Here is a 21,999-nt window from a genome sequence, read left to right as displayed (position 1 = left end):
GAGAGATGAGCTTTACCCTCGCCACCTGGAACATCAATTCCGTGCGTCTGCGCGAGGGGCTGGTGTCAAAGCTTCTTTCGGAAGACGCGCCGGATGTACTTTGCCTGCAGGAGATCAAGACACCGATCGACAAATTCCCGACCGAAGGCTTTGCGGCGCTCGGCTATCGCTATTTGGTGGCGCGCGGGCAGAAAGGGTATAACGGTGTCGCGATCCTGTCGAAACTGCCGCTCGAAGATGCGGGGGATCGCGATTATGCGGCGCTCGGCCATGCGCGGCACGTGGCGGCAAAGCTGGAAAATGGCGTGACCATCCATAATTTCTATGTGCCGGCGGGAGGGGATATTCCCGACCGGGCGCAGAATGTGAAATTTGGCCAGAAGCTCGATTTCCTGACCGAGATGCGGGATGCCTTCCATGCTGACCGGCCGGAGAAGGCGATCCTGGTCGGCGATCTGAACATCGCGCCGCGCGAGGATGATGTCTGGAGCCACAAACAACTGCTGAAGATCGTCAGTCATACGCCCATCGAGGTCGAGCATCTCGGCGCGGCGCAGGATGCAGGGAACTGGGTCGATATCACCCGTCAGGATATCACCGAAGGCAAACTCTATTCCTGGTGGAGCTACCGTGCCGCAGACTGGGACGGGGCCGATAAGGGGCGACGTCTGGATCATATCTGGGCAACGCCCGATATCTCGAATGCCGGCTACGGCTCAAAGATCCTGCGCGCGGCGCGGGGCTGGGAGCAACCCTCCGATCACGTCCCGGTCTTCGCGACATTCGATCTGTAAGCGGAGCCGATTTCTTTCAAGAAATCGGCCCGTTTTGTTGCACAAAACGATGACGGCCGGGTCAGGCTGACGGGCTCTCTTTTGTCGCCGCGCCCTAGTGGCCAGCCACCAGCGCTGAAAGCACGGATTGCGCATTCACGCTGTCCCATTCCGCGTCGCCGATCAGCCGGGCTACTTCCTGGCCTTCGGGGTTCAGGATCACGGTTACCGGCAGGGCCATCACCCCCATCCGGCTCGAGAGCGCAGATTTCGGGTCACGCAGGATCGGCAGGCTGGTGATCCCGGCCTCGGTGTAAAAGCGGCTGATCGCGGCGGGCTCGTTCCGGCCAGTCGCGACCGGCACGACGGCGATGTCGGGCATCGCGAGCTGCAGCCGGTTCAGAGATGGCATTTCGGCCCGGCAGGGCGCGCACCAGGTGGCCCAGAAATTCAGAACCACCCATTTGCTGCGGTAATCCTCCAGCGAGGCGGGCGTATCGTCGAGCATGACCAGCTCTGCCGCTGGCAGATCCTTCGGGATCTCATGCAGCTGGAGCTTTTTCATATCGCCTTCGCGCAGACCCGCCGCATCGCTGACGGCAACTCCGCCTGCACCCTCGGCCAGGGCTGCATTTGCACCAAGCGCCAGCGCGGTATAAAGAGCCGCCAGAAACAGCCGCATCACCAACTCCATCTCTCCGAGGCCCCGCATGTCTAACGAGGACCAGTCCAAAGCCGCAAACCAGATGTGGGGCGGGCGTTTTGCCGAAGGGCCGGATGCGATCATGCAGGCGATCAACGCCTCGATCGGATTCGACAAGCGGCTTTATGCCCAGGACATTGCTGGCTCGCGCGCCCATGCCGCGATGTTGGCGGCCCAGGGCATCCTTACCGATAGCGATGCCGGTGTGATCCGGGAAGGCCTCCTCACCGTCTTGTCAGAAATCGAGGCCGGTAATTTCCCGTTCCGGGTCGAGCTGGAGGATATTCACCTCAATGTCGAAAGCCGCCTGACCGAGATCGTGGGCGAGGCGGGCAAGCGTCTGCATACCGGGCGGTCGAGAAATGACCAGGTTGCGGTCGATTTCCGCCTTTGGGTGCGCGATCAGTGCGACGCGGCGATTTCCGGTCTGAGCGCCCTGATGCGCGCCTTTGTCGCCCAGGCGGAACAGGGGGCTGACTGGATCATGCCGGGCTTTACCCATCTGCAAACCGCGCAGCCTGTGACCTGGGGCCATCACATGATGGCCTATGTCGAGATGTTTGCCCGCGACCGTTCGCGGTTTGAAGATGCGCGCAAACGCATGAATGAAAGCCCGCTGGGGGCCGCTGCACTGGCCGGGACCAGCTTTCCGATTGACCGTCATATGACCGCAGAGGCGCTTGGCTTCGACCGCCCGACCGCGAACAGCCTTGATTCGGTGTCAGATCGCGATTTCGCGCTGGAATTCCTGTCCGCCGCCTCGATTGCCGCAATGCATCTGTCGCGTTTCGCAGAAGAGCTGGTGATCTGGTCCTCGGCGCAGTTCCGTTTCGTGCGGCTTTCCGACAAATGGACGACCGGCTCGTCGATCATGCCGCAAAAGAAGAACCCTGATGCGGCAGAGCTTCTGCGCGCTAAACTCGGGCGTATTCTCGGCGCGACCGTGGCTTTGTTCACCATCATGAAGGGCCTTGCCCTGACCTATTCCAAGGATATGCAGGAAGACAAAGAGCAGGTCTTTGACGCGGCTGACAACCTTATGCTGGGTCTCGCGGCCATGACCGGCATGGTCTCGGATATGGCGGCGAACCGCGACAGCCTGACGCTCGCGGCGGCCTCCGGCTTCTCGACCGCGACCGATCTGGCGGACTGGCTGGTCCGCCGGCTGAACCTGCCCTTCCGTGAGGCGCATCACGTCACCGGCACCCTTGTCGGCATGGCGGAAAAGGCGGGGATCGACCTGCCGGATCTGAGCCTTGACCAGATGCAATCGGTTCACCCCGGCATCACGGATGAGGTCTTCACCGTGCTGGGTGTGGAAAACTCGGTCAATTCGCGCGTCTCTTATGGCGGAACCGCGCCGGTCAGGGTGCGCGAACAGATCGCGCGCTGGAAAGCGCAGCTCGCCTGAGCCACGATCCGGAAAAGGGAGTATCCGATGCGTCTGATTGCGTCTCTCGCAGTGACTGTTCTTCTGGCCGCCTGCGGTGTCGCGGGTGAGCCGAAGCATCCTGAAGAAAAGGTCAGCTTTTCGGGCAGCCTGAGGCTCGGCGCGAGCCATAGTTTCTGAGATGATCCGGGCGGGCCTGATCCTTTGCATCATTCTGGCGGGTTGCGCGCCCAGACGCGACCCGCTGGCGGAGGGTCAGGTGGTCTATGACCCGACGCTTGGGCTGCATGTGTCGCGGACCGGCACCGTGATTCCGTCCGCTTCGGCCAATGTGGCGGGGGTGACGGTCGGCGCCAGTACCGGCGGCGGATATGTCGGCACAAGATTCGGGCCGATCCGCCTCAGCACCGGGTTCTGAGCCGCCCCCTCCGGGGCATCGCCGAATTGCGCTCTTCCGGCGCTCTGCTATAGCAAGGCGCGGATGCGGGATGCGAAAGGGCAGGGCATGGATCATTTCCTTTACCAGGGCGGTATTCTTCATGCCGAGGATGTGGCGATCCCCGAGATCGCGGCCGGGGTCGGCACGCCGTTTTACGTCTATTCCACCGCGACCCTGACCCGCCATTTCCGCCTGTTTTCCGAGGCGCTGTCACCGCTGCCGCATCTGGTGTGTTTCGCGATCAAATCGTTGTCGAATGTCGCGGTGCTCAAAGTGCTGGGCGATCTGGGCGCCGGCATGGATGTGGTGTCAAAAGGCGAATATCTGCGCGCGAAAGCCGCAGGCGTGCCGGGCGAACGCATTGTTTTCTCAGGCGTTGGCAAGACCCGTGACGAGATCCGCACCGCGCTGGAAGGTGGCATCCGCCAGTTCAACGTGGAATCCGAGCCCGAGCTGCGGGCGATTTCTGAAATCGCGACCGAACTGGGTAAGCTGGCCCCGATCACCGTTCGCGTGAACCCGGATGTTGACGCGAAAACCCATGCCAAGATCGCGACCGGCAAATCCGAGAACAAATTCGGCATCCCGATCGCCCGCGCCCGCGAGGTCTATGCCGAGGCCGCGAAACTGCCGGGCCTGAAAGTCGTCGGCATCGACGTGCATATCGGCAGCCAGCTGACCGAGCTCGCGCCGTTTGAGGCCGCTTTCGACAAGGTGGCCGAACTGACCGAAGTGCTGCGTGCTGACGGGCATGAGATCACCCGGCTCGACCTTGGCGGCGGGCTGGGCATTCCTTACACGCGCTCGAACGAGGCGCCGCCTCTGCCGGTCGAATATGGCCAGATGATCCGGCGCAAGCTCGGCCATCTCGGCTGCGAGATCGAGATCGAGCCGGGACGGCTGATTTCCGGCAATTCCGGCATCCTGGTCTCGGAGGTCATCTATGTGAAAAACGGCGAGGGGCGGGATTTCCTGATCCTCGACGCTGCGATGAATGATCTGGTGCGCCCGTCGATGTATGATGCCTGGCACGATATTGTGCCGGTGACCGAGGGGGCGCCCGGTGATCCGACGCAACCTTTCGATGTGGTCGGCCCGGTCTGCGAGACCGGCGACACTTTCGCGAAAGGGCGCGATCTGCCGCTGCTGAGCGACGGCGATCTGGTCGCCTTCCGGTCGGCGGGGGCCTATGGTGCGGTGATGGCCAGCGAATACAACACCCGCCCGCTGATTCCCGAAGTTCTTGTCAATGGGCATCAATTCGCTGTCATTCGGGAACGCCCTACCTTTGACGAAATCCTCGCGCGCGATAGACTGCCCGCGTGGATGAAGGATCAGTAACCTCCGCGCGGCCGAAAGGCCCTGGCGGCGAAGGGAGAACGGATGGCAGCGCGACAGCCCGCCCCGAGCAGTGACAGCGCGACCATCGCGGCGCTTCAGGCCCTGAAATGGCCGCGTCGCCTGACGCTGGCAGGGCTGTGGGCCGAGCGTCTTTCACGCGCCTTCTGGCCGCTCTGGACCGTGCTTTTGCTGGCGTTTTCGGCGGCGGCTTTCGGGCTGCATGAGGTCGGAACGCTCTTGCAGGTGCAGATCGGGCTGGGGGTGGTGGCGCTCCTGGTGCTGGCCTCGCTGATCTGGGGGGCGCGCAAATTCCGCCGCCCCACCGCGGACGAGGCGCTGATCCGGCTTGATGCGTCGCTGCCCGGGCGCCCTATTGCGACTTTGCGGGACAGCCAGGCGATCGGGGCCGATGATGCGCAATCATCGGCGGTCTGGCGGGTGCACCTGGCGCGGATGGCGGAAAAGGCCCGCGCGGCCCGCGCGGTGCCGCCGGATCTGCAACTCGCGTCGCGCGACCGCTGGTCTTTGCGCTATGTCGCGCTGACGGCAGCGGTGATGGCGGCTTTGTTCGGATCATTCTGGCGCGCGGCCGAGGCTGTGGCCATCGGTCCCGGCCCCGCCCAGGCGATTCCCTCCGGCCCGGTCTGGGAAGGCTGGGCACGGCCCCCGGCCTATACCGGCAAGCCGGTACTTTACCTCAATGACATCACGGCGGGCGAATTCGAGGTGCCGGTTGGCAGCCGTATCCAGATCCGCGTCTATGGCGACAGCGCGGATGCGCAGATCGAGCAGACCATTGCGCGGGTTGCGCCCCCCGCCCCGGAAGGCGAGGCCGCGAGCGCGATCCCGGAAGGGCTGAAAGGCCTGACAGAGCTGGTGGTCAGCCAGTCTGGCCGCCTTGCCATCGGCGGCCCGGGCGGGCGCGACTGGCAGGTCATCGCCACGCCCGACACCGCGCCCACCATCGCCGTTTCGGGCGAGATGGGCCGCGAGGCGGATGGCCGGTTTAAACAGGAATTCAGGGCAAGCGACGATTACGGCGTCACCGCCGGCCGCGTGACGATCAGCCTGCAACCCGAGAAAGTCACCCGCCGCTACGGGCTGGAGACCGAGCCGGAGCCTTCCGCGCCGGTCACTCTTGACCTGCCGATGCCGATGAAGGGCAACCGGACCGAGATCACCCAGACGCTGGTCGATGATCTTTCGGAACATGTCTTCTCGAATATGCCGGTCAGCATGGTGTTCACCGCACTTGATGCTGCCGGGAACGAGGGCAGCGCCGCGCCCTATGAGGTGACGCTGCCCGGCAAGCGCTTTTTCGATCCGATGGCCAATGCGGTGATCGAGATGCGGCGCGATATTCTGTGGAACCGCGAAAACCTGCCGCGCGCGCTGGAGCTCTTGAAAGCTATTGGCAACCGGCCCGAGGAACTGACGCGTTCGCAGAATGCAGCGAAACGGCTGAGGGTGCTGGTGCGCCAGGCCGATGCGATGACCCTGCCGCTGACCGATGGGCAGCGTGACGAGGTGGTCAAAGAACTCTGGGATATCGCCTTCATGTTCGAAGAGGGTGACCTGGGGAATGCGTTCGAGCGGCTGCAGCGCGCCCAGGACCGGCTGGAAGAGGCGATGCGCAATGGCGCGTCACCCGAGGAAATCGACCAGCTGATGAAAGAGATGCAGCAGGCGATGCGCGAATATCTCAAGGAACTGGGCCAGCAGGCGCAGCAGAACGGCGACCGCCAGGATGGCGAGGGGGCCCAGCAGGGCGGCCAGACCATCACCCAGGACCAGCTGCAGCAGATGCTCGACGAGATCGAGCGGCTGATGAAAGAGGGCAAGACCGCCGAGGCGATGGCGCTGATGGAAGAGCTGCGCCAGCTGATGGAAAACCTCCAGGTGCAGCAGGGTCAGGGCCAGGGGCAGGGCGGTGAAGGCCAGGGCCAGGGCACGATGAAAGACCTGGGCGAGACGCTGAAAGACCAGCAGGGTCTCTCGGATGATGCCTACCGCGACATGCAGCGAGGCCGGAATGGTCAGCAGGGCACCGATCCGGGCGATCTGGCGGATCGTCAGCGCGAATTGCGCGACAAGCTCAATGAGATGCAGAACGGCAAGCTGCCGGGCGATGGTTCGGCAAAGGGCGAAGAAGGGCGCGAGCGGCTGGGCGAGGCCGAACGCGCGATGCGCGAGGCCGAAGAGGCGCTGCGCCAGGGCGATCTTGCCGGTGCGCTCGACAAACAGGCCGAAGCGATGGAGCGGCTGCGTCAGGGTATGCGCGATTTCGGCGACGCATTGGCGGATCTGGAACGCGAACCCGGGGCCGAAGGCGGCAACCAGGAGCCGCGCGACGCCCGCCGCGTCGACCCGAATGCGGTCGATCCGCTCGGGCGCGAGCCGGGCGATTCGGCGCGGATCGGGTCTGACCGCAATATGGTGCAGAACAACCCCGACCAGCGCGCGCAGGAACTGCTGGACGAGATCCGCCGCCGCTCGGGCGAGGCGGGGCGCCCGGATGCCGAACTCGACTATCTCAAGCGCCTGCTTGATCTGTTCTGACGACCAGCGGCGAAAACCTGAAAAGAAAAACCGCGCCGGACACACCGGCGCGGTTTTTTCAGGGTATTGGCCTTCCAGTAAGCGAGCTCGGGCCTCAGCCGCCGGTCTGCGGATCGCCTGTCAGAGCCTGAGTCGCATCATCCATCAGCGAATTGAGCCAGTTGCGCAGGTTGTCGACAAAGAGAACATAGGCCTGCAATGCGCCTTCCAGCGCCGGTACCGCCGCGACGATACGGTCGGAAAAAACATAGAGCAGCGCTGCGATCACCAGCACCAGAATCGCCAGAAGGAAGCCGGTGCGGAAACTGCCCCGGGTCAGATCCGGCAGCGAATCCACCTCGGCTTCGGGATCGAAGCGGTTGTCATCGGGCTGCAATGTGGAATTGATTTCCTCGACATCGGGCAAGAGATCGCGCCGCGCCGTCGGGCGGGCGGGCTCGGGATCCGGCTCGTCGAGATCTTCGCCGCGCAGCATAGCCAGGCGCTTTTGCTGGGCGGTCATTTCCGGCGTGGGCGCGGGTATTGACAGCTCGGGCTGCGATTGCAGCCCGGTATCGGCCTCGGCCCGGCGATTTGTATTGCGCTGCGCTTCGGCTTTGCGGGCGCTGGCCTCGCGTTCGGCTTCTTCGCGCAGGATTTCGAGAACGGCCTCGTCCAGGTCACGGCGCACCGGCTCTGGCGCAGGGGCCGGGGGTGCGACCGGCGCGGCTGCAGCCTTGCCTGCCAGAGCGGCTTTCAGCGCATCGGTGCCAGTCAGGTTGGGGCCAGTCAGGTCGGGGCTGTGCGCGGGTGCCGCCTCAGCCTCAGCCACATCTGCGATGCCCGCGACGACGTCGGGCTCTCTGGAAGCCGCGGCACCTTCGTATTTTTTTGCTGATCTTTCAGCAGTATTGCCTTCGCCTCCGGAAGTCTCGGCGAAATCAGCACCCGTCAGATCTTCCGCAAAGGCACCAGCCAGACCGTCTGAGACCGACTCAGCCGGCAGTTGGAACCAGGCATGGCCGCAATTCGAGCACTGAACGTCGCGCCCGGCCTCCGGGATCGCACTATCCGGCACATCGTATCTGGCGTCACAATTTGGACATGCCAGTAACATGAAAAACCCCGCCCCAAGCTAAGCCCTTTTCTCTTCTAACAATAATCCTGCAATCGTCCAAGACTATGTGTCCCGGACTTGAACAATCCCTGAGAGCCGTGCGAATTAAGTCATGGTTTGTCAGAGTGAGCGCGCATAAAACTCGGGCGCGCAATGGTATCGCAGGGGTGTCGCGGAGGCATCGCAGGGGGATCGGGCAGTGATTGCCTTTGAAAGTGCAGCCTATAACTACGGCGGTGGCGAGCTTCTGTCGGATGTGACGCTGAAGCTGGCGCCGGGGTCGTTTCACTTTCTGACCGGCCCCTCGGGGTCGGGCAAGACGACATTCCTCAAGCTCGCCTATGCCGAGCTTCTGCCCACGTCCGGCCATGTCACCCTGTTTGACCGCGAGGTGAAGTCGCTGCCGCGTGACGATGTGGCGAACCTGCGCCGGCGGATCGGGGTGGTGCATCAGGATGTGCAGTTTCTCGACCATCTGCCGCTTGCGGCCAATGTGCAATTGCCACTGACCGTCGCCGGGCGGCGGGGCGAAAGCGGCGATCTGGACGAGCTGTTGAAATGGGTCGGACTGTCGCATCTCGCCGATGCGCTGCCGCCCTCGCTTTCCGGGGGCGAACGGCAACGCGCGGCCCTGGCACGTGCGATTATCATTGGCCCCGACATCATTCTCGCCGATGAGCCCACGGGCAATGTCGACTGGGAAATGTCGCTCAGGCTGCTGACGCTGCTGGTCGAACTGAACCGGATGGGCAAGACGATCCTGATCGCGACCCATGATCTGAATCTGATCCGCCAGGCCAAGAACCAGATCCCGACCCGGGTGCTGCGAATCTCAAAGCGGCGAATTCAGCTGGCGGGGGCGGATCTGTGAAACTGCCCAGACCGATTGCCCGCGCCCTTGCCCTGATGTCGCCGGATGCGCGATCCGACCGTGTGGTGCCGCCTTCGGGTCACACCGCCTGGCTGACCTCGTTCACCGCCGCCGCGATGACCTTTCTCTGCGTTTTCGCGATGGCGCTGTCGTTGGCTTCGGGCCGGCTGGCCGGGCGCTGGTCGGATGCGCTGGCGCGGACCTCGACGATCCGCCTTTCGGCGCCACCCGCGCAGATGGAGCAGCAGACGGCGGCGATCCTGACGCTGTTGGCCGCGACGCCGGGGGTCGAGGCCGCCCGCGCCCTGACCGATGCGGAAAACCGCGCTTTGCTGGAGCCCTGGTTCGGTGCCGAACTGCCGGTCGAGGAGCTGCCCCTGCCGCGTCTGATCGAAGTGACCGAGGCCGACCCTGGGTATGATGCCGAGGGTCTGCGCCAGAGGCTCAGCGCCGAGGCGCCCGGTGCGGTGCTCGATGATCATACCCGCTGGCGCCGCCCGCTCGCCGAGGCTGCCTCGAAGCTGCGGCTGCTGGGCCTGTTGTCGATTGTGCTGATCGGCACCGCTATGGCCGCGATGGTGACACTGGCGGCAAGTGCCTCGCTGGAGGCCAATGCCCAGGTCGTACGTGTGTTGCGGCTGGTGGGTGCGCGCGACCAGTATATTGCCCGCGCTTTCGTGCGGCGTTTCACGCTGCGGGCCTTTGCCGGTGCCTGTGTCGGTGCGGTGGCCGGGATCATCGGCATGTTGTTCCTGCCGGGGGCCGACACTGCCGGCGCCTTCCTGACCGGTCTTGGCTTTACCGGCCTCAGCTGGCTTTTGCCCTTTATCCTGCCGCCGCTGGTCGGGCTCGTGGCCTTTTTCTCGACCCGCTACGCCGCCCTGCGCAAGCTGAGGGAATTCAGATGATCGTGTTTCGCTGGCTGTTGTCGCTGACTTTCGTGATCCAGATGTATGTCATGCTGGCCGTGTTCGCGGTGATCTTCGCACCCTGGGCGCTGATATCGCGCAACGGAGCCTTTGCCGCCTGCCATCTCTACGCCCGCTGGGTGATCGCCTCGGTTCGGATCCTGTGCGGCCTGCGTACCGAGATCCGTGGCGAGGTGCCGCAGGATGAGGTGATCGTCGCCGCAAAACATCAGAGCTTTTTTGACATTCTGGTGATTTTCGGCACCTTGCCGCGCCCGAAATTCATCATGAAACGCGAGCTGATTTACACGCCTTTCCTTGGGCAATATGCGCTCAGGATCGGCTGTATCCCGGTTGATCGGGGCCGGCGCGGCGCCGCGATCGCGAAGATGAAAGCAGATGTGGCGAAGGGACGTACCGATCCGGGGCAGCTGGTGATCTACCCGCAGGGCACCCGGGTCGCGCCAGGGGTGATAAAGCAGTATAAGGCCGGATCCGGCTTGCTTTATCAACAGCTTGATCAGCCCTGTGTGCCGGTGGCAACCAATGTGGGGGTCTTCTGGCCAAAGCGCAGCATCCTGCGTAAACCGGGTCTGGCCGTGATCGAATTCCTGCCGCGCATCGAGCCGGGTCTCCCCTTGCCCGAATTCCTCGCACTTATCGAGGATGAGATTGAAAGCAATTCCAACAGGCTGATGGCCGAGGCCGGTTTCACCCTGACGCCGGCCCCGGCATCGCGGGGCTGACGCGGAAAGCGCTCCCGGTCAGTTCACCAGAACCGAGGCCAGTTTGCGACGAATGACCTGACGCGCTGCGATGACCGGCGTGGTATTCAGTTCGGGGAAAAGTGCGAGGACTTCGTTGCGCGCGTCGCGGTCCAGCCCGTTCAGCGAATGGTCCCCAGGGTGGAAACTTTCGCTCGGGCACCCTTCGGCGAGGACGATCTCATGACCCTCAAAGAGGAAATGCACATAGGTCACATCCTCATCAGCTGTGGCCTGGCGGATGGTATCGCCATTCACCAGTGAGATCGCCGGCACCAGCACTTCCGATTCCGCGAACCAGAGCTCGGCCTTCCAGCCCGAGACCAGCATCCGGTGCTGCGGGGAAACCGCGAGGCGCCGCGCAGGCAGGCCCTTGCCAAGCGAGCCGGGCTCGAACACGACCGGACGCAGGCTTTCATCGATAATCTGGTCTTCCATCGGGACCCGGCGCGCGCCCGTCCAGATCACCGGCAGAGCCTCGCCCTCGGCATTGAAGACCAGATCGCCGGGGCGGAGATCCTCGACCGGGCGTTGGCCATCGGGCGTCTCGATCAGCGTGCCGGCCACAAAGCAGACCAGCATCGAGATATCATCAATGATTGCGCCATAGCTGTTGTTCACCCCCAGCTCGGTAAAGCTGACGCGGTAATCGCCGGCGCTCGGGAAGTCGATGGCGAGGCTGTGATGTTCCCAGGTCTGCCCCTGAGGATAGATCGACTTGGTAAAGATGACCTTGCCGTTCGAGTCTATGATATCGACGCGGAAGCCTTCTTTATTGGCGAGCGGCTGCCCCTGGCGCAGCGCGGTGCGGAATTCCAGCGGAACCGAACCGGCATGGTCGATATGGACCACCTGATACATCACGGTGATCTTGTTGCTGGCGCCATCCATTTCGGCAACACGATTCGGCGACCCATTCCCGAGATAGGTGCCCTCGTCATAGCTGGTTTCCAGATCGGTGCCGGACCAGCCCGTGCTGCCCTGATCGAAACTTCCGTTAACAATGAGATTCGTAACAGGCACGATCAGACCCCTCCAATGCGTTCTGATCGAAGCTGCCGGAAGAGTGAGGTCTTAATATGGGTCAGATGTGGCAAAACCTGGTCGCTGGCATAGCCGGTCGACCAGGGTGCTACTGATCAGCAGGTGCTGTTTTGTCGACAAGGGGCGCCGCAGCGCCAGCGATCAGGCCGCCAGCCCGCGCGATCCCATGTCGAGGAATTTCTGCCGGCGGTCTTTGCGCAGGGCTGCCGGTTTCTTGTCGGTCAGTTCTGCCAGCATCACGGCAATCGCCTTGCCTACAGCATCGACCGCCTCCGAAGGCGCGCGCTGCGCACCGCCAACCGGCTCTTTGATGATGCGGTCCGCAATCCCGAGCTTTTGCAGATCCTGGGCGGTCAGGCGCAGCGCCTCGGCCGCTTCGCGCATCTTTTCGGCATCCTTCCACAGGATCGAGGCGCAGCCTTCCGGCGAGATGACCGAATAGACCGAATGCTCAAGCATCGCGACGCGATTAGCGGTCGCAAAGGCCACCGCACCGCCCGAGCCACCCTCGCCGATGATCACCGAGATCAGCGGTACGCCGAGCGACAGGCATTTCTCGGTCGAGCGCGCAATGGCCTCGGACTGGCCGCGCTCTTCCGCGCCCTTGCCCGGATAGGCGCCGGGGGTGTCGACAAGCGTGATCACCGGCAGGCCGAAGCGGTCGGCAAGATCCATCAGCCGGATCGCCTTGCGATAGCCTTCGGGGCGGGCCATGCCGAAATTATGTTCGATCCGGGTTTTGGTATCATGGCCCTTTTCATGGCCGATCACCATGACCGGGCGATCGTTGAACCGGGCGATGCCGCCCATGACCGCATGGTCATCGGCAAAGGCCCGATCACCGGCAAGCGGCGTATATTCGGTAAAGAGCGCGTCGATATAGGACTGGCAATGCGGCCGGTCCGGGTGGCGCGCCACCTGGCATTTCTGCCAGGCAGAGAGATTCTTGTAGAGATCGCGCAAAGCGGTCTCGGCCTTGCGGTCAAGCGCTTCGGCTTCCCGCGTGACATCCATCGCCGAATCCTTACGGGCAAGCGCCCGCAATTCCTCGGCTTTGCCTTCGATCTCGGCCAGGGGCTTTTCGAAATCGAGATAGATCATGCGCTGGACCCTTATTCTGATCGCCTCCTATATGGAGGGGGCAGGCGCAAAGTGCAACTGACGCCGCACGTGGCAGGCAGAGAAGCAGAGGGGGCCAGCCCCCTCGCGGCTGTGCCGCTCACCCCCGGGATATTTAAGGACAGATGAAAAGCCGAAGAGAGCATGCCGATTTCATCTGTCATTAAATATCCCCGCCGGAGGCTTCCGCAGCCTGCCAGAGGCGCGGTGCCAAAAATGGGGCGCCAAAAACTGGGCACCGGAAATGGCTACACCCCGCAGCTTTCGCCACGGGGTGTGCTTCCTCCCATTTGCCGCGCAGGGCCTCCTCTCCCTGTGGTCGCGGCGCGGGTGTCCTTTTCAAATCCGCCTCAGGGGCGGGCCTGGTTGCGACGATGTTGCACATTGTAAAAGCAGTGTGTCAACGGATTCTCTTCACCGCCTGGCAATGATTTCGGCCTGGCGGACGATCACTTCGGCCTGGCGCATCGAGGCGATGTCGATCAGCCGGCCCTTGTATGTGGCGGCACCCTGGCCTGCGGCTTTGGCCGCCTCCATCGCGCTGAGGATCTCCCGGGCCTCGGTTACGGCGCTTTCCGACGGGGTGAAGACCTCATTGGCCAGCGCCACCTGTTTCGGGTGGATTGCCCATTTTCCGACCATGCCCAGAGTGGCCGAACGCAGAGCCTGGGCGCGGAAGCCCTCATCATCCGAGAAGTCGCCGAAGGGGCCGTCGACCGGCAGCACGCCATGGGTGCGGCAGGCGGCGACGATGGCGGCCTGGGCCCAGTGCCAGGGGTCGGACCAGTATTTCTGGCCTTCCCGGTGCATGTAATAATTGTCCTGGGTGCCGCCGATGCCGGTGGTCTGCATTCCCATCGAGGCCGCGAAATCGGCGGCGCCGAGGCTCACGGCCTGCAGGCGGGGGCTGGACGCGGCGATTTCTTCGACATGGGCGATGCCGGCGGCAGTTTCGATGATGACCTCAAAGCTGATCGGTCTGGTGCGGCCCTTTGCGCGCTCAATGGCTGTGACCAGCGCGTCCACGGCATAGACATCGGCGGCGCAACCGACTTTGGGGATCATGATCTGATCAAGCCGCCCACCGGCTTGTTCCAGCAGGTCGACCACGTCGCGATACCACCAGGGGGTGTCCAGCCCGTTGATTCTGACCGAGAGCGTCTTACTCCCCCAGTCGATGCTATTCACGGCCTCGATGATATTCTGCCGCGCCTGGTCCTTATCCTGGGGCGTCACGGAATCTTCCAGGTCAAGGTTGATCACATCCGCCGCCGAGGCCGCCATTTTTTCAAACAGCGCCGGCCGTGAGCCCGGGCCAAAAAGCTGGCAGCGATTGGGGCGGGCAGGGGCAGGGGGCTGGAGGCGAAAGCTCATGAGCGCATCCTTCGGTAATCATATTTCGATACTTTTGTTGATTTGGTTAGATTGTTGCTTTTGCGCTTGCAAGGGGAATTTGCGTGCGCAGAAAACCCATGCCGCAAAGCGGCGCCGTTTTCGCTTGCCCTTACCCCGGACGCACGGAAACTGGCGCGGGAACAGGAGGCCCCCCGATGATCACTGCCACAACTGCCCGTTTTCGCCTCGCGCAGGTTTTCACCATCAGCCGTGGCTCGAAAACCGAGGCGCAGGTGGTAACGGCGCAGGTGGCGCGCAGTGGCATGACCGGGCATGGCGAATGCGTGCCCTATGCACGCTATGGCGAAAGCCTCGACTCGGTGCTGGCTGAGATTGCTGGCCTTACGCGGGGGATCACACGGACCGGGCTGCAAACGGCGCTGCCTGCGGGAGCGGCGCGGAATGCGGTTGACTGCGCGCTCTGGGATCTGGAGGCGAAGATCTCAGGCCGCCGGGCATGGGACCTGGCCGGGCTTGCGGCGCCCGCGCCGGTGACGACGGCTTTCACCCTCTCGCTTGGCGAGCCTGCCGCGATGGAGGCGGCGGCACGGGCGGCATCAGACCGGCCGGTCCTGAAAATCAAGCTCGGCACGCCCGATGACATGCCCCGGCTTGAGGCGGTGCGGCGTGGTGCGCCTAAAGCGCGGCTGATCATCGACGCGAATGAGGGCTGGACGCCGGAGGTTTATAAGGACCTCGCGCCGCGTCTGGTGGAGATGGGGGTGGTGCTGGTCGAACAGCCGCTTCCGGCGGGGCAGGATGAGGCGCTGGCAGAAATGGCGCGCCCGCTGCCGGTCTGTGCCGATGAAAGCTGTCATGACCGCGCAAGCCTCGCCGCGCTGCGAGGCCGCTATGATGTGATCAATATCAAGCTCGACAAGACCGGCGGGCTGACCGAGGCGCTGGCTTTGCGCGATGAGGCGCAGGCGCAGGGCTTTGGTATCATGGTTGGGTGTATGGTCGGATCCTCGCTTGCGATGGCGCCTGCGGTTCTGCTGGCGCAGGGCGCGGGCTATGTAGACCTTGACGGGCCGCTTTTGCTGGCAGAAGACCGGCCCCACCCGCTGCGTTACGATCTGTCGCAGCTTCATCCGCCCGAACGCCAACTCTGGGGATAGTCTCATGACCCGCACCGTCTATGTGAATGGCCAGTATCTGCCCGAAACCGAGGCCACGGTTTCCATTTTCGACCGCGGCTTCCTGATGGCGGACGGGGTTTACGAGGTGACCTCGGTGTTGGGCGGCAAGCTGATCGACTTCGGTGGCCATATCGCCCGGCTTCAGCGCTCGCTCGACGAGCTGGAGATGGACAATCCGTTGTCTGCCGATGACTGGCTGGCCGTGCATCGCGAGCTGGTGCGCGTCAATAACATCACCGAAGGGATGGTTTACCTGCAGGTCACGCGCGGCAATCCCGGGGATCGCGATTTTGCATGGGGGCCGGGGGTGGCGCCGACCGTGGTGCTGTTTACCCAGTCGAAGACGGGCCTTGCTGACAACCCGCAGGCGAAAACCGGGCTGAAGGTTATTTCGATCCCCGATATCCGCTGGGGCCGGCGCGACATCAAGACGGTGCAGCTTTTGTACCCGTCGATGGGCAAGATGATGGCGAAGAAAGCCGGTGTCGATGATGCCTGGTTCACCGAGGATGGTCATGTGACCGAGGGCACCTCGAACAACGCCTATATCGTCAAAGGGAATAAGATCATCACCCGGCCGCTTTCCTCGGATATCCTGCATGGGATCACCCGCGCGGCGGTGCTGCGGTTCGCCAAAGAAGCGCAGTTCGAGATCGAAGAGCGGCTCTTCACCGTCGAAGAGGCGCAGGCGGCGGATGAGGCTTTCATCACCTCGGCTTCGGCCTTCGTGATGCCCGTGGTCGAGCTGGATGGCGCGGCGATCGGCGGGGGCAAGCCCGGCAAGGTCGCGGCGCGGATGCGTGAGATCTATCTCGATGAGATGAACAGGGCGGCGGTCTGAGGGACTGCAGTGCGGCGGAAAAACGCTATACTGAAAAGGGCCGCCCTGGTGACGGGGCGGCCCTCTGATATGCCGGAGCCTGATGATCTGATGGTCAGTTGACCGCAATCAGTGGCGCACCGGCGCCAATCGGGCCCTGACCCGCGACCGGAACCGGCATGTCGTGACGGGTTATGTAGAAATCATCGCTGTTCACATCAGCAGGTGCGATGTTTTCCAGCAGCACTTCATCCACGCCGTTCACGGTCACGATTGTGCCGGTGCCCGAATCGCTGGCGCGCAGCGAGACTTCCGGCAGTTCCGGCCCTGCCAGAACATGGATATGCAGCTGGTCTTCGGCAGGGTCGTAATCGGTCACGGTCATCACGCCTTCGCCCAGCCCGCGATGATCAAGCTCAAAGATATCCCGTCCCGCGCCGCCGGTCAGCGTGTCGCCGCCATCAGCGGTCAGCCGGTCATTGCCGTCACCGCCGAAAAGCTGGTCATTGCCGATGAAATCCGGGTTCAGATCGACCGAGCGGATATAGTCATTGCCCACGCCGCCATAGAAGACATCCGATCCGGCCAGCGAGCGCAGCGCATCATTGCCGGCATCGCCGTACAGCGTGTCGTCGCCGCTGCCGGTATGCATGATGTCGCGCCCGGCGCCGCCACGGGCAAAGATATCCCCATCCGACTGCGAGGCGTTCAGCGTATCGCTGCCCGCGCCGCCAAAGAAGTGATCATTGCCTTCTCCGGCCAGGATTTCGGCGTAATCATCGCCCTCGCCACCATAGATGATGTCGTCGCCAAGCTCGCCGAACAGCCGGTCATTGCCGTCCCCGCCCAGTAATGTGTCATTGCCGGTGCCGCCATATAGCGTGTCATCGTCCTCGCCGCCTTCAAGCCGGTCAGTGCCGCCACCACCATAAAGCAAATCCAGGCCGCCATGGCCGCGCAGGATGTCATTCTCGCCGCTGCCGGTCAGGGTATCATTCCCTTCGGTGCCCTCCTGGACATGCGGATGTTCCGGTGCGTCGCGATCATCATCGTCATTGTCATCAAGCGCGACAATGATCCCGCCAACCAAAAGAACCGGAAGAAGAAACAGCAATTCCATAACAACAGCCCCCACTGCCCAAAAAATGACATAATTTGAGAAGCGATGCGCAGAGCGTTACCGCAAGTCAAGCGGATCAGCTAATGGTTGTCTGACTGTTCTTCGAATGGAAACGGCGGCCCGCCCAGAGTGCGATTGTTGCAACGCCGGCGGGGGGCGAAGCTCAGCTCTTGCCGGCGACGTTCTGCGCAAAGGCGTCGCGGAAGGCGGCCTGCTTCTCTGGCCCGGCTTCTGTCTGATTCGCGGCCACCCAATCGGCATAGGGCATCCCGTAAACCTGTTCGCGCGCTGCATCTTTTGTCAGGGTGATGCCCTTTTCAGCGGCGGCCTCCTGATACCAGCGGCTCAGGCAGTTGCGGCAAAATCCTGCCAGCGTCATCAGGTCGATATTCTGCACATCGGGCCTCGCGTCGAGCAGGTGATGCATCAGGGCGCGGAAAGTGGCGGCCTCCAGCTCTGTCCGGGTCTGGTCGTCGAAGGTCGGGGTGTCAGACATGGCTGGTCTCCGTTTGGGTGCGGGTCAGGGCGCGGGACAGGATCGGGGCGAGCCTTGCGGCCCATGCCGCCTGTTGCGATTGCGTTTCGATCAGGTCGTTGCGCAATTCGATCAAAGTATTGTGGCGCCCGTGGTCAAGGGCGTGGCGGTCGATGGAATCTCCGGGCAGATGGCCGGAATAGGGTTCGTTGTCACCAATGCAGAGATCGGTCTCAAAGGCCAGCTCTGCCAGCAGCGCGGCCGAGAGCCGGCTGTCGAGATGGGAATGGAGCACGCCGACATGCCAGGGCCGGGGCGGGCGCCCGCGCAGGCAGGGTGTGAAGGAATGGATCGCGACGATCGCGCGCGGACCGGAGGGCGAGGGCACCGCCGCCAGCCGCTCCAGCGCGCCGTGATAGGGGCGGTAAAGCCGGTCGAGCCGCTCGGTGATCCCGTCCTGTCCGATACGGCGGTTCGCGGGAACGACCGATCCGTCATAAAGCCGCATCACCAGCGTCGGATCATCCTCGCCCCGGTTCGGGTCGATCACCAGCCGCGAGAAATCCGAGGAAATCACCGGGCTGTCCAGCGCCGCGCCCAGAGCGCGCGACAGGCCAAGTGCGCCGGGGTCAAAGGCGATATGGCGCGCCATGTCAGTAGCAGGAAGGCCGAGACTGCCGCCCGCGACCCAGTCCGGCACCCGGTTTGTCGCATGGTCACAGGTCACCAGCCAGGGGCCGGGGCGGTCCTCGCCCTCGATCCGGAACGCCTCATGCTGCATTGGTCTGCTGATCCCGCCTGTTAATCTGCCAGATATTTCACCGGGCTATCCTAACCCCGCGCGCCGGTCGAACACCAGGGGAAGGAAAGGGCCCGCGTCACAAATCGTTCTGTTGCGGGCGCTAACATTCTGCGCCATAACGCGGTTGGCCCACATCGTAACGCGAAACCCGAGACAGGAGGATGGCATATGCGCCGTCACCGTAACGTGAAGATTGTGGCAACGCTGGGCCCTGCTTCCAGCACTTATGACATGATCTGCCAGCTGTTCACCGCCGGAGCCGATGTGTTCCGCCTGAATATGAGCCATGGCACCCATGACGACATCCGTGAACGTCATATCATCATTCGCCAGGTCGAACATGATCTTGGCCGCCCGATCGGCATTCTGGCCGATCTTCAGGGGCCGAAGCTGCGGGTTGGCGCATTTGCCACGGATGGCGGCTATGACCTCGCCGATGGCGCGAAATTCCGCCTCGACCTTGATGCGGCGCCGGGCGATGCGACCCGTGTGCAGCTGCCGCATCCCGAGATTTTTGCAGCCCTGGAACCAGGCGCGTCGCTGCTGGTCAATGATGGTAAGATCCGCCTGAAAGTCGCCGAATGCGGCAAGGATTTCGCCGATTGCGTGGTCGAGGTCGGTGGCGTGATTTCGAACCGCAAAGGCGTGAACGTGCCGGATGTGGTGCTGCCTCTGGCGGCTCTGTCCGAAAAAGACCGCAAGGATCTGGAATTCGTCTGCGAGCTGGGTGTCGACTGGCTGGCGCTTTCCTTCGTGCAGCGCGCCGAAGACGTGCTTGAAGCCCGTGCCCTTGCCAAAGGCCGCGCCGCGATCCTGTCGAAGATCGAAAAGCCGGCTGCGGTGAAGGCCTATGAGGAAATCCTCGCGGTTTCTGACGGGATCATGGTGGCGCGCGGCGATCTTGGCGTCGAACTGCCGGTCTATTCGGTGCCGCCGATCCAGAAGCGCCTTGTCCGCAAGGCTCGCGCGGCGGCCAAGCCGGTGATCGTCGCGACCCAGATGCTCGAATCGATGATCGAGAATCCGATGCCGACCCGCGCCGAGGTTTCGGATGTAGCGACCGCGATCTATGAGGGCGCCGATGCGGTGATGCTCTCGGCGGAATCGGCTGCGGGCAAGTTCCCCATCGAGGCCGTCGCCACGATGGATAATGTGGCGCGTTCGGTCGAGGCTGACCCGACCTATCTCAACATCATCGACGCCAGCCGTGTGGTGAAGCGCGAGACCGTGGCCGATGGCATCGTTGCCGCCGCGCGTGAAATCGCCGAGGCGACCGACATCAAAGCCATCACCTGTTTCAGCCAGTCCGGCCAGACCGTGGGCCTTGTGGCGCGGGAACGGCCGCATGTTCCGGTCATCGCGCTGACGCCACTGGTCTCGACCGCGCGCCGTCTTGCGCTGACCTGGGGGGTGCATTGCGTGATCGTACCGGAGCAGGAGCGCTTCAAAGGTGCGGTTCTTTCCGCGATCCGCGCCGCGCGCTCGGCAGGCTTCGCCGATGAGAAAGATCAGATCGTGGTCACGGCGGGTGTGCCGTTCAACGTGCCCGGTTCGACTAATATTCTGCGGGTTGCGCCCTGTGATGAAAGATTGATTTCGCGCGTCGATCCCGGCTAACCTGAACCCGAACAAAGGCTTTCGGGCGGGGGCAACGTGGATTCGGATCTGTTGCTGACGGTGGGAATCGTGATCGCGGTTCTTACCATCCCCACGATGCTTGCAGGCTGGGTCGACGGAAGGGCGCCGCGGATGGGAACACTTATGGTGGTCCTTTCGGCGGCGCTTTTGATTGTGGCCTGGACACAAAAGCCCGGCGGCTACCGGCCGGCGGATATTCCCGGCGTCATGCTCAGCGTTGCCGCCCGCTATTTGCCCTGACAGGCGAGGGGCATATGCCCTGACGGGCGGGGCCGATTGGCCCTTGCCCCGCGAGACGGAACCCCCTATAGGGACGGCTTCGGAAGAACCGCGAGACCGGCGGAAGTGGCATGCCGCGTCGCGCGTGAAAACACTGGAGTGTAAAATGCCCAAAATGAAGACGAAATCCGCTGCTAAAAAGCGGTTCTCCTTCACCGCCTCGGGGCGCGTGAAGGCCGGTGTGGCCGGTAAGCGCCACGGCATGATCAAACGTTCGACGACCTTCATCCGTCAGGCGACCGGGACCATGATCCTGGACGATTCGGACGCGAAGATCGTCAAAAAATACATGCCCTATAACCGGTAAGGAGAGACACAGATGTCCCGCGTTAAATCCGGTAAGGTGACCCACGCCCGCCACCGCAAGGTGATCAAGGCGGCTTCGGGCTACTACGCCGCCCGTTCGACGAATTTCCGCACTGCAACGCAAGCCGTTGACAAGGCACAGCAATACGCCACCCGCGACCGTAAGGTCCGCAAGCGGCAGTTCCGCGCGCTCTGGATCCAGCGTATCAACGCTGCTGTCCGCCTGTTCGACCCGGCCTTCACCTATTCGCGCCTGATCGACGGCCTGGCGAAAGCCGGTATCGAAGTGGACCGCAAAGTCCTCGCCGATCTCGCAGTGCATGAGCCGGAGGCGTTCAACGCCATCGCCGACAAGGCCCGCGCTGCTCTGGCCTGATCCGGCCTGACGACACACGAAACGATCCGGAAACCCGCGCTTTGCGCGGGTTTTCTTTTGCGCCGTTTCCTGCCGCTCATGCCCCATGACGGGCAATGTCATTTGTCTTTGTACCCGTCCGTAGCCAGGGATGGAGCGACAGTTTTCGAAGGAAGAACAGATGTCTCACCGCTTTGTCCCAGCCATCGCCGCCGCATTGCTCAGCCCGCTTCTGGCTATCCCTGCCCTGGCTGCGGAGGGTCTGCCGCTGCAGGAGGGCTATTATGTCGAGGCCGGAGAAGAATGTGGCAGCGGCAATGACGCGACGCTGATCTACCTTCATGCGGGCGGTTTCAACAATCGCTATGGGATGTGCAGTTTCGAAGGCCTCACCTCTGAGGGCGATGCACGCTACAGCTATGCCGTGACCTGCGCCGAGGCGGAGACCGGCCTTGAAAGCCTGAATGAAGGCGTGATCGAGATCCGCGACCAGCAGGCGTTTCATATCTTCGACGGGCTGATGGATCTGGACTACAGCTTCTGCCCGTCCTCCGAACTGCCGCCACCCTATGGTGACTGAGCGCGTCGCAACACCTTTTGGGCGTCAAATCCCGGCCCCTGCGACCCTTGCAATCGCGGCCCCGCCCGGCTAGTCCCAGAGCC

Annotated in this window: 24 protein-coding genes; 16 read left to right on the top strand and 8 right to left on the bottom strand. The window is 63.1% G+C overall.

Annotated elements, in window-relative coordinates; genetic code table 11:
* Window positions 1-5: 5 nt before the first annotated feature.
* The gene (locus tag M3484_RS14105) at window positions 6-794 is read left to right on the top strand and encodes an exodeoxyribonuclease III (protein ID WP_249497362.1); all 789 of its coding nucleotides are present in this window, start codon (window positions 6-8) and stop codon (window positions 792-794) included.
* A 94-nt stretch (window positions 795-888) separates the two neighbouring features.
* Here M3484_RS14105 and M3484_RS14100 read toward each other — a convergent pair whose 3' ends face one another.
* Entirely contained in the window at window positions 889-1,455 is a 567-nt protein-coding gene (locus M3484_RS14100) for a TlpA family protein disulfide reductase (protein WP_249497361.1), read from the bottom strand.
* A 28-nt stretch (window positions 1,456-1,483) separates the two neighbouring features.
* On the opposite strand from M3484_RS14100, the gene argH reads away from it, so the two are divergent.
* The 5 genes from argH (at window position 1,484) to M3484_RS14075 (ending at window position 7,205) form a co-directional block, all read left to right on the top strand.
* Complete coding sequence (gene argH / locus M3484_RS14095; RefSeq protein ID WP_249497360.1) at window positions 1,484-2,887, top strand: argininosuccinate lyase; 1,404 nt, start codon at window positions 1,484-1,486, stop codon at window positions 2,885-2,887.
* Between the two features lie 27 nt (window positions 2,888-2,914).
* Complete coding sequence (locus M3484_RS14090) at window positions 2,915-3,046, top strand: porin (RefSeq protein ID WP_143040514.1); 132 nt, start codon at window positions 2,915-2,917, stop codon at window positions 3,044-3,046.
* Between the two features lies 1 nt (window position 3,047).
* Window positions 3,048-3,284 (top strand): hypothetical protein, encoded by a 237-nt coding sequence (locus tag M3484_RS14085; RefSeq protein ID WP_092899853.1) that lies wholly within the window; start codon window positions 3,048-3,050, stop codon window positions 3,282-3,284.
* A gap of 87 nt (window positions 3,285-3,371) precedes the next feature.
* Entirely contained in the window at window positions 3,372-4,646 is a 1,275-nt protein-coding gene (gene lysA, locus M3484_RS14080) for a diaminopimelate decarboxylase (protein ID WP_249497359.1), read from the top strand.
* 42 nt (window positions 4,647-4,688) lie between these two features.
* Entirely contained in the window at window positions 4,689-7,205 is a 2,517-nt protein-coding gene (locus tag M3484_RS14075; protein WP_249497358.1) for a DUF4175 domain-containing protein, read from the top strand.
* 94 nt (window positions 7,206-7,299) lie between these two features.
* Here M3484_RS14075 and M3484_RS14070 read toward each other — a convergent pair whose 3' ends face one another.
* Complete coding sequence (locus tag M3484_RS14070) at window positions 7,300-8,301, bottom strand: zinc-ribbon domain-containing protein (RefSeq protein WP_283258435.1); 1,002 nt, start codon at window positions 8,299-8,301, stop codon at window positions 7,300-7,302.
* Window positions 8,302-8,500: 199 nt separating this feature from the next.
* Here M3484_RS14070 and M3484_RS14065 point away from each other — a divergent pair, with 199 nt between their 5' ends.
* From M3484_RS14065 to M3484_RS14055, 3 genes are read left to right on the top strand one after another with little or no spacing between them, the layout of a single operon-like run.
* Entirely contained in the window at window positions 8,501-9,172 is a 672-nt protein-coding gene (locus tag M3484_RS14065; RefSeq protein ID WP_249497356.1) for a cell division ATP-binding protein FtsE, read from the top strand.
* Window positions 9,169-10,080, top strand: coding sequence for a cell division protein FtsX (locus M3484_RS14060; protein ID WP_249497355.1), 912 nt, complete (start codon window positions 9,169-9,171; stop codon window positions 10,078-10,080). The genes M3484_RS14065 and M3484_RS14060 overlap by 4 nt, the downstream gene beginning before the upstream one ends.
* Window positions 10,077-10,826 (top strand): lysophospholipid acyltransferase family protein, encoded by a 750-nt coding sequence (locus M3484_RS14055; protein WP_249497354.1) that lies wholly within the window; start codon window positions 10,077-10,079, stop codon window positions 10,824-10,826. The genes M3484_RS14060 and M3484_RS14055 overlap by 4 nt, the downstream gene beginning before the upstream one ends.
* Before the next feature lie 18 nt (window positions 10,827-10,844).
* On the opposite strand, the gene M3484_RS23805 is transcribed toward M3484_RS14055, so the two are convergent.
* From M3484_RS23805 to M3484_RS14040, 3 genes are all read right to left on the bottom strand, one after another.
* A complete protein-coding gene (locus M3484_RS23805; protein ID WP_092899843.1) occupies window positions 10,845-11,867 on the bottom strand; it encodes a Hint domain-containing protein in 1,023 nt (340 codons plus the stop codon).
* A 162-nt stretch (window positions 11,868-12,029) separates the two neighbouring features.
* Entirely contained in the window at window positions 12,030-12,989 is a 960-nt protein-coding gene (locus M3484_RS14045) for an acetyl-CoA carboxylase carboxyltransferase subunit alpha (protein ID WP_092899841.1), read from the bottom strand.
* A gap of 432 nt (window positions 12,990-13,421) precedes the next feature.
* Window positions 13,422-14,381 (bottom strand): L-malyl-CoA/beta-methylmalyl-CoA lyase, encoded by a 960-nt coding sequence (locus M3484_RS14040; RefSeq protein WP_249497353.1) that lies wholly within the window; start codon window positions 14,379-14,381, stop codon window positions 13,422-13,424.
* Window positions 14,382-14,557: 176 nt separating this feature from the next.
* On the opposite strand from M3484_RS14040, the gene dgcA reads away from it, so the two are divergent.
* Both dgcA and M3484_RS14030 read left to right on the top strand, forming a co-directional pair.
* Complete coding sequence (gene dgcA / locus M3484_RS14035) at window positions 14,558-15,520, top strand: N-acetyl-D-Glu racemase DgcA (protein WP_249497352.1); 963 nt, start codon at window positions 14,558-14,560, stop codon at window positions 15,518-15,520.
* A 4-nt stretch (window positions 15,521-15,524) separates the two neighbouring features.
* Window positions 15,525-16,382, top strand: a complete 858-nt coding sequence (locus M3484_RS14030) for a D-amino-acid transaminase (protein WP_092899835.1) — start codon at window positions 15,525-15,527, stop codon at window positions 16,380-16,382.
* A 94-nt stretch (window positions 16,383-16,476) separates the two neighbouring features.
* Here M3484_RS14030 and M3484_RS14025 read toward each other — a convergent pair whose 3' ends face one another.
* The 3 genes from M3484_RS14025 to M3484_RS14015 all read right to left on the bottom strand — a co-directional run bounded on the left by M3484_RS14025 (window position 16,477) and on the right by M3484_RS14015 (window position 18,737).
* On the bottom strand, window positions 16,477-17,481 hold the full coding sequence (locus M3484_RS14025; protein ID WP_249497351.1) for a calcium-binding protein: 1,005 nt from the start codon (window positions 17,479-17,481) through the stop codon (window positions 16,477-16,479).
* Between the two features lie 163 nt (window positions 17,482-17,644).
* Complete coding sequence (locus tag M3484_RS14020) at window positions 17,645-17,977, bottom strand: DUF1244 domain-containing protein (RefSeq protein ID WP_249497350.1); 333 nt, start codon at window positions 17,975-17,977, stop codon at window positions 17,645-17,647.
* Entirely contained in the window at window positions 17,970-18,737 is a 768-nt protein-coding gene (locus tag M3484_RS14015; protein ID WP_249497349.1) for an N-formylglutamate amidohydrolase, read from the bottom strand. Before M3484_RS14015 ends, M3484_RS14020 begins: the two co-directional genes overlap by 8 nt.
* A gap of 189 nt (window positions 18,738-18,926) precedes the next feature.
* On the opposite strand from M3484_RS14015, the gene pyk reads away from it, so the two are divergent.
* The 5 genes from pyk to M3484_RS13990 all read left to right on the top strand — a co-directional run bounded on the left by pyk (window position 18,927) and on the right by M3484_RS13990 (window position 21,916).
* Window positions 18,927-20,375 carry a pyruvate kinase gene (gene pyk, locus M3484_RS14010; RefSeq protein WP_092899827.1) on the top strand — a complete coding sequence of 483 codons (1,449 nt, stop codon included), beginning with the start codon at window positions 18,927-18,929 and terminating at the stop codon, window positions 20,373-20,375.
* A gap of 36 nt (window positions 20,376-20,411) precedes the next feature.
* A complete protein-coding gene (locus tag M3484_RS14005; RefSeq protein ID WP_092899825.1) occupies window positions 20,412-20,636 on the top strand; it encodes a hypothetical protein in 225 nt (74 codons plus the stop codon).
* Window positions 20,637-20,781: 145 nt separating this feature from the next.
* A complete protein-coding gene (rpmI, locus tag M3484_RS14000; RefSeq protein ID WP_092899823.1) occupies window positions 20,782-20,982 on the top strand; it encodes a 50S ribosomal protein L35 in 201 nt (66 codons plus the stop codon).
* A gap of 12 nt (window positions 20,983-20,994) precedes the next feature.
* Window positions 20,995-21,357 carry a 50S ribosomal protein L20 gene (gene rplT, locus M3484_RS13995; RefSeq protein ID WP_092899821.1) on the top strand — a complete coding sequence of 121 codons (363 nt, stop codon included), beginning with the start codon at window positions 20,995-20,997 and terminating at the stop codon, window positions 21,355-21,357.
* Between the two features lie 160 nt (window positions 21,358-21,517).
* Complete coding sequence (locus M3484_RS13990; RefSeq protein WP_249497348.1) at window positions 21,518-21,916, top strand: hypothetical protein; 399 nt, start codon at window positions 21,518-21,520, stop codon at window positions 21,914-21,916.
* The last annotated feature ends 83 nt before the right edge of the window (window positions 21,917-21,999 follow it).

The sequence above is a fragment of the Pseudomonas sp. GX19020 genome (assembly GCF_023371075.1).
In the GTDB taxonomy this organism is placed as follows: Bacteria; Pseudomonadota; Alphaproteobacteria; order Rhodobacterales; family Rhodobacteraceae; genus Pseudogemmobacter.
This window is presented reverse-complemented; position numbering and strand designations above follow the sequence as displayed.

Excerpts from the sequence above, each read along its gene's own strand:
- M3484_RS14015 (WP_249497349.1), bottom strand. The coding sequence starts at position 18,737 with ATGCAGCATGAGGCGTTCCGGATCGAGGGCGAGGACCGCCCCGGCCCC.
- M3484_RS14090 (WP_143040514.1), top strand. The coding sequence starts at position 2,915 with ATGCGTCTGATTGCGTCTCTCGCAGTGACTGTTCTTCTGGCCGCCTGC.
- M3484_RS14020 (WP_249497350.1), bottom strand. The coding sequence starts at position 17,977 with ATGTCTGACACCCCGACCTTCGACGACCAGACCCGGACAGAGCTGGAG.
- M3484_RS14105 (WP_249497362.1), top strand. The coding sequence starts at position 6 with ATGAGCTTTACCCTCGCCACCTGGAACATCAATTCCGTGCGTCTGCGC.
- M3484_RS14030 (WP_092899835.1), top strand. The coding sequence starts at position 15,525 with ATGACCCGCACCGTCTATGTGAATGGCCAGTATCTGCCCGAAACCGAG.
- M3484_RS14085 (WP_092899853.1), top strand. The coding sequence starts at position 3,048 with ATGATCCGGGCGGGCCTGATCCTTTGCATCATTCTGGCGGGTTGCGCG.
- M3484_RS14040 (WP_249497353.1), bottom strand. The coding sequence starts at position 14,381 with ATGAGCTTTCGCCTCCAGCCCCCTGCCCCTGCCCGCCCCAATCGCTGC.
- M3484_RS14075 (WP_249497358.1), top strand. The coding sequence starts at position 4,689 with ATGGCAGCGCGACAGCCCGCCCCGAGCAGTGACAGCGCGACCATCGCG.
- M3484_RS14045 (WP_092899841.1), bottom strand. The coding sequence starts at position 12,989 with ATGATCTATCTCGATTTCGAAAAGCCCCTGGCCGAGATCGAAGGCAAA.
- rpmI (WP_092899823.1), top strand. The coding sequence starts at position 20,782 with ATGCCCAAAATGAAGACGAAATCCGCTGCTAAAAAGCGGTTCTCCTTC.
- rplT (WP_092899821.1), top strand. The coding sequence starts at position 20,995 with ATGTCCCGCGTTAAATCCGGTAAGGTGACCCACGCCCGCCACCGCAAG.
- dgcA (WP_249497352.1), top strand. The coding sequence starts at position 14,558 with ATGATCACTGCCACAACTGCCCGTTTTCGCCTCGCGCAGGTTTTCACC.
- pyk (WP_092899827.1), top strand. The coding sequence starts at position 18,927 with ATGCGCCGTCACCGTAACGTGAAGATTGTGGCAACGCTGGGCCCTGCT.
- M3484_RS14100 (WP_249497361.1), bottom strand. The coding sequence starts at position 1,455 with ATGCGGCTGTTTCTGGCGGCTCTTTATACCGCGCTGGCGCTTGGTGCA.
- M3484_RS14055 (WP_249497354.1), top strand. The coding sequence starts at position 10,077 with ATGATCGTGTTTCGCTGGCTGTTGTCGCTGACTTTCGTGATCCAGATG.
- M3484_RS14070 (WP_283258435.1), bottom strand. The coding sequence starts at position 8,301 with ATGTTACTGGCATGTCCAAATTGTGACGCCAGATACGATGTGCCGGAT.
- M3484_RS14025 (WP_249497351.1), bottom strand. The coding sequence starts at position 17,481 with ATGGAATTGCTGTTTCTTCTTCCGGTTCTTTTGGTTGGCGGGATCATT.
- argH (WP_249497360.1), top strand. The coding sequence starts at position 1,484 with ATGTCTAACGAGGACCAGTCCAAAGCCGCAAACCAGATGTGGGGCGGG.
- M3484_RS13990 (WP_249497348.1), top strand. The coding sequence starts at position 21,518 with ATGTCTCACCGCTTTGTCCCAGCCATCGCCGCCGCATTGCTCAGCCCG.
- lysA (WP_249497359.1), top strand. The coding sequence starts at position 3,372 with ATGGATCATTTCCTTTACCAGGGCGGTATTCTTCATGCCGAGGATGTG.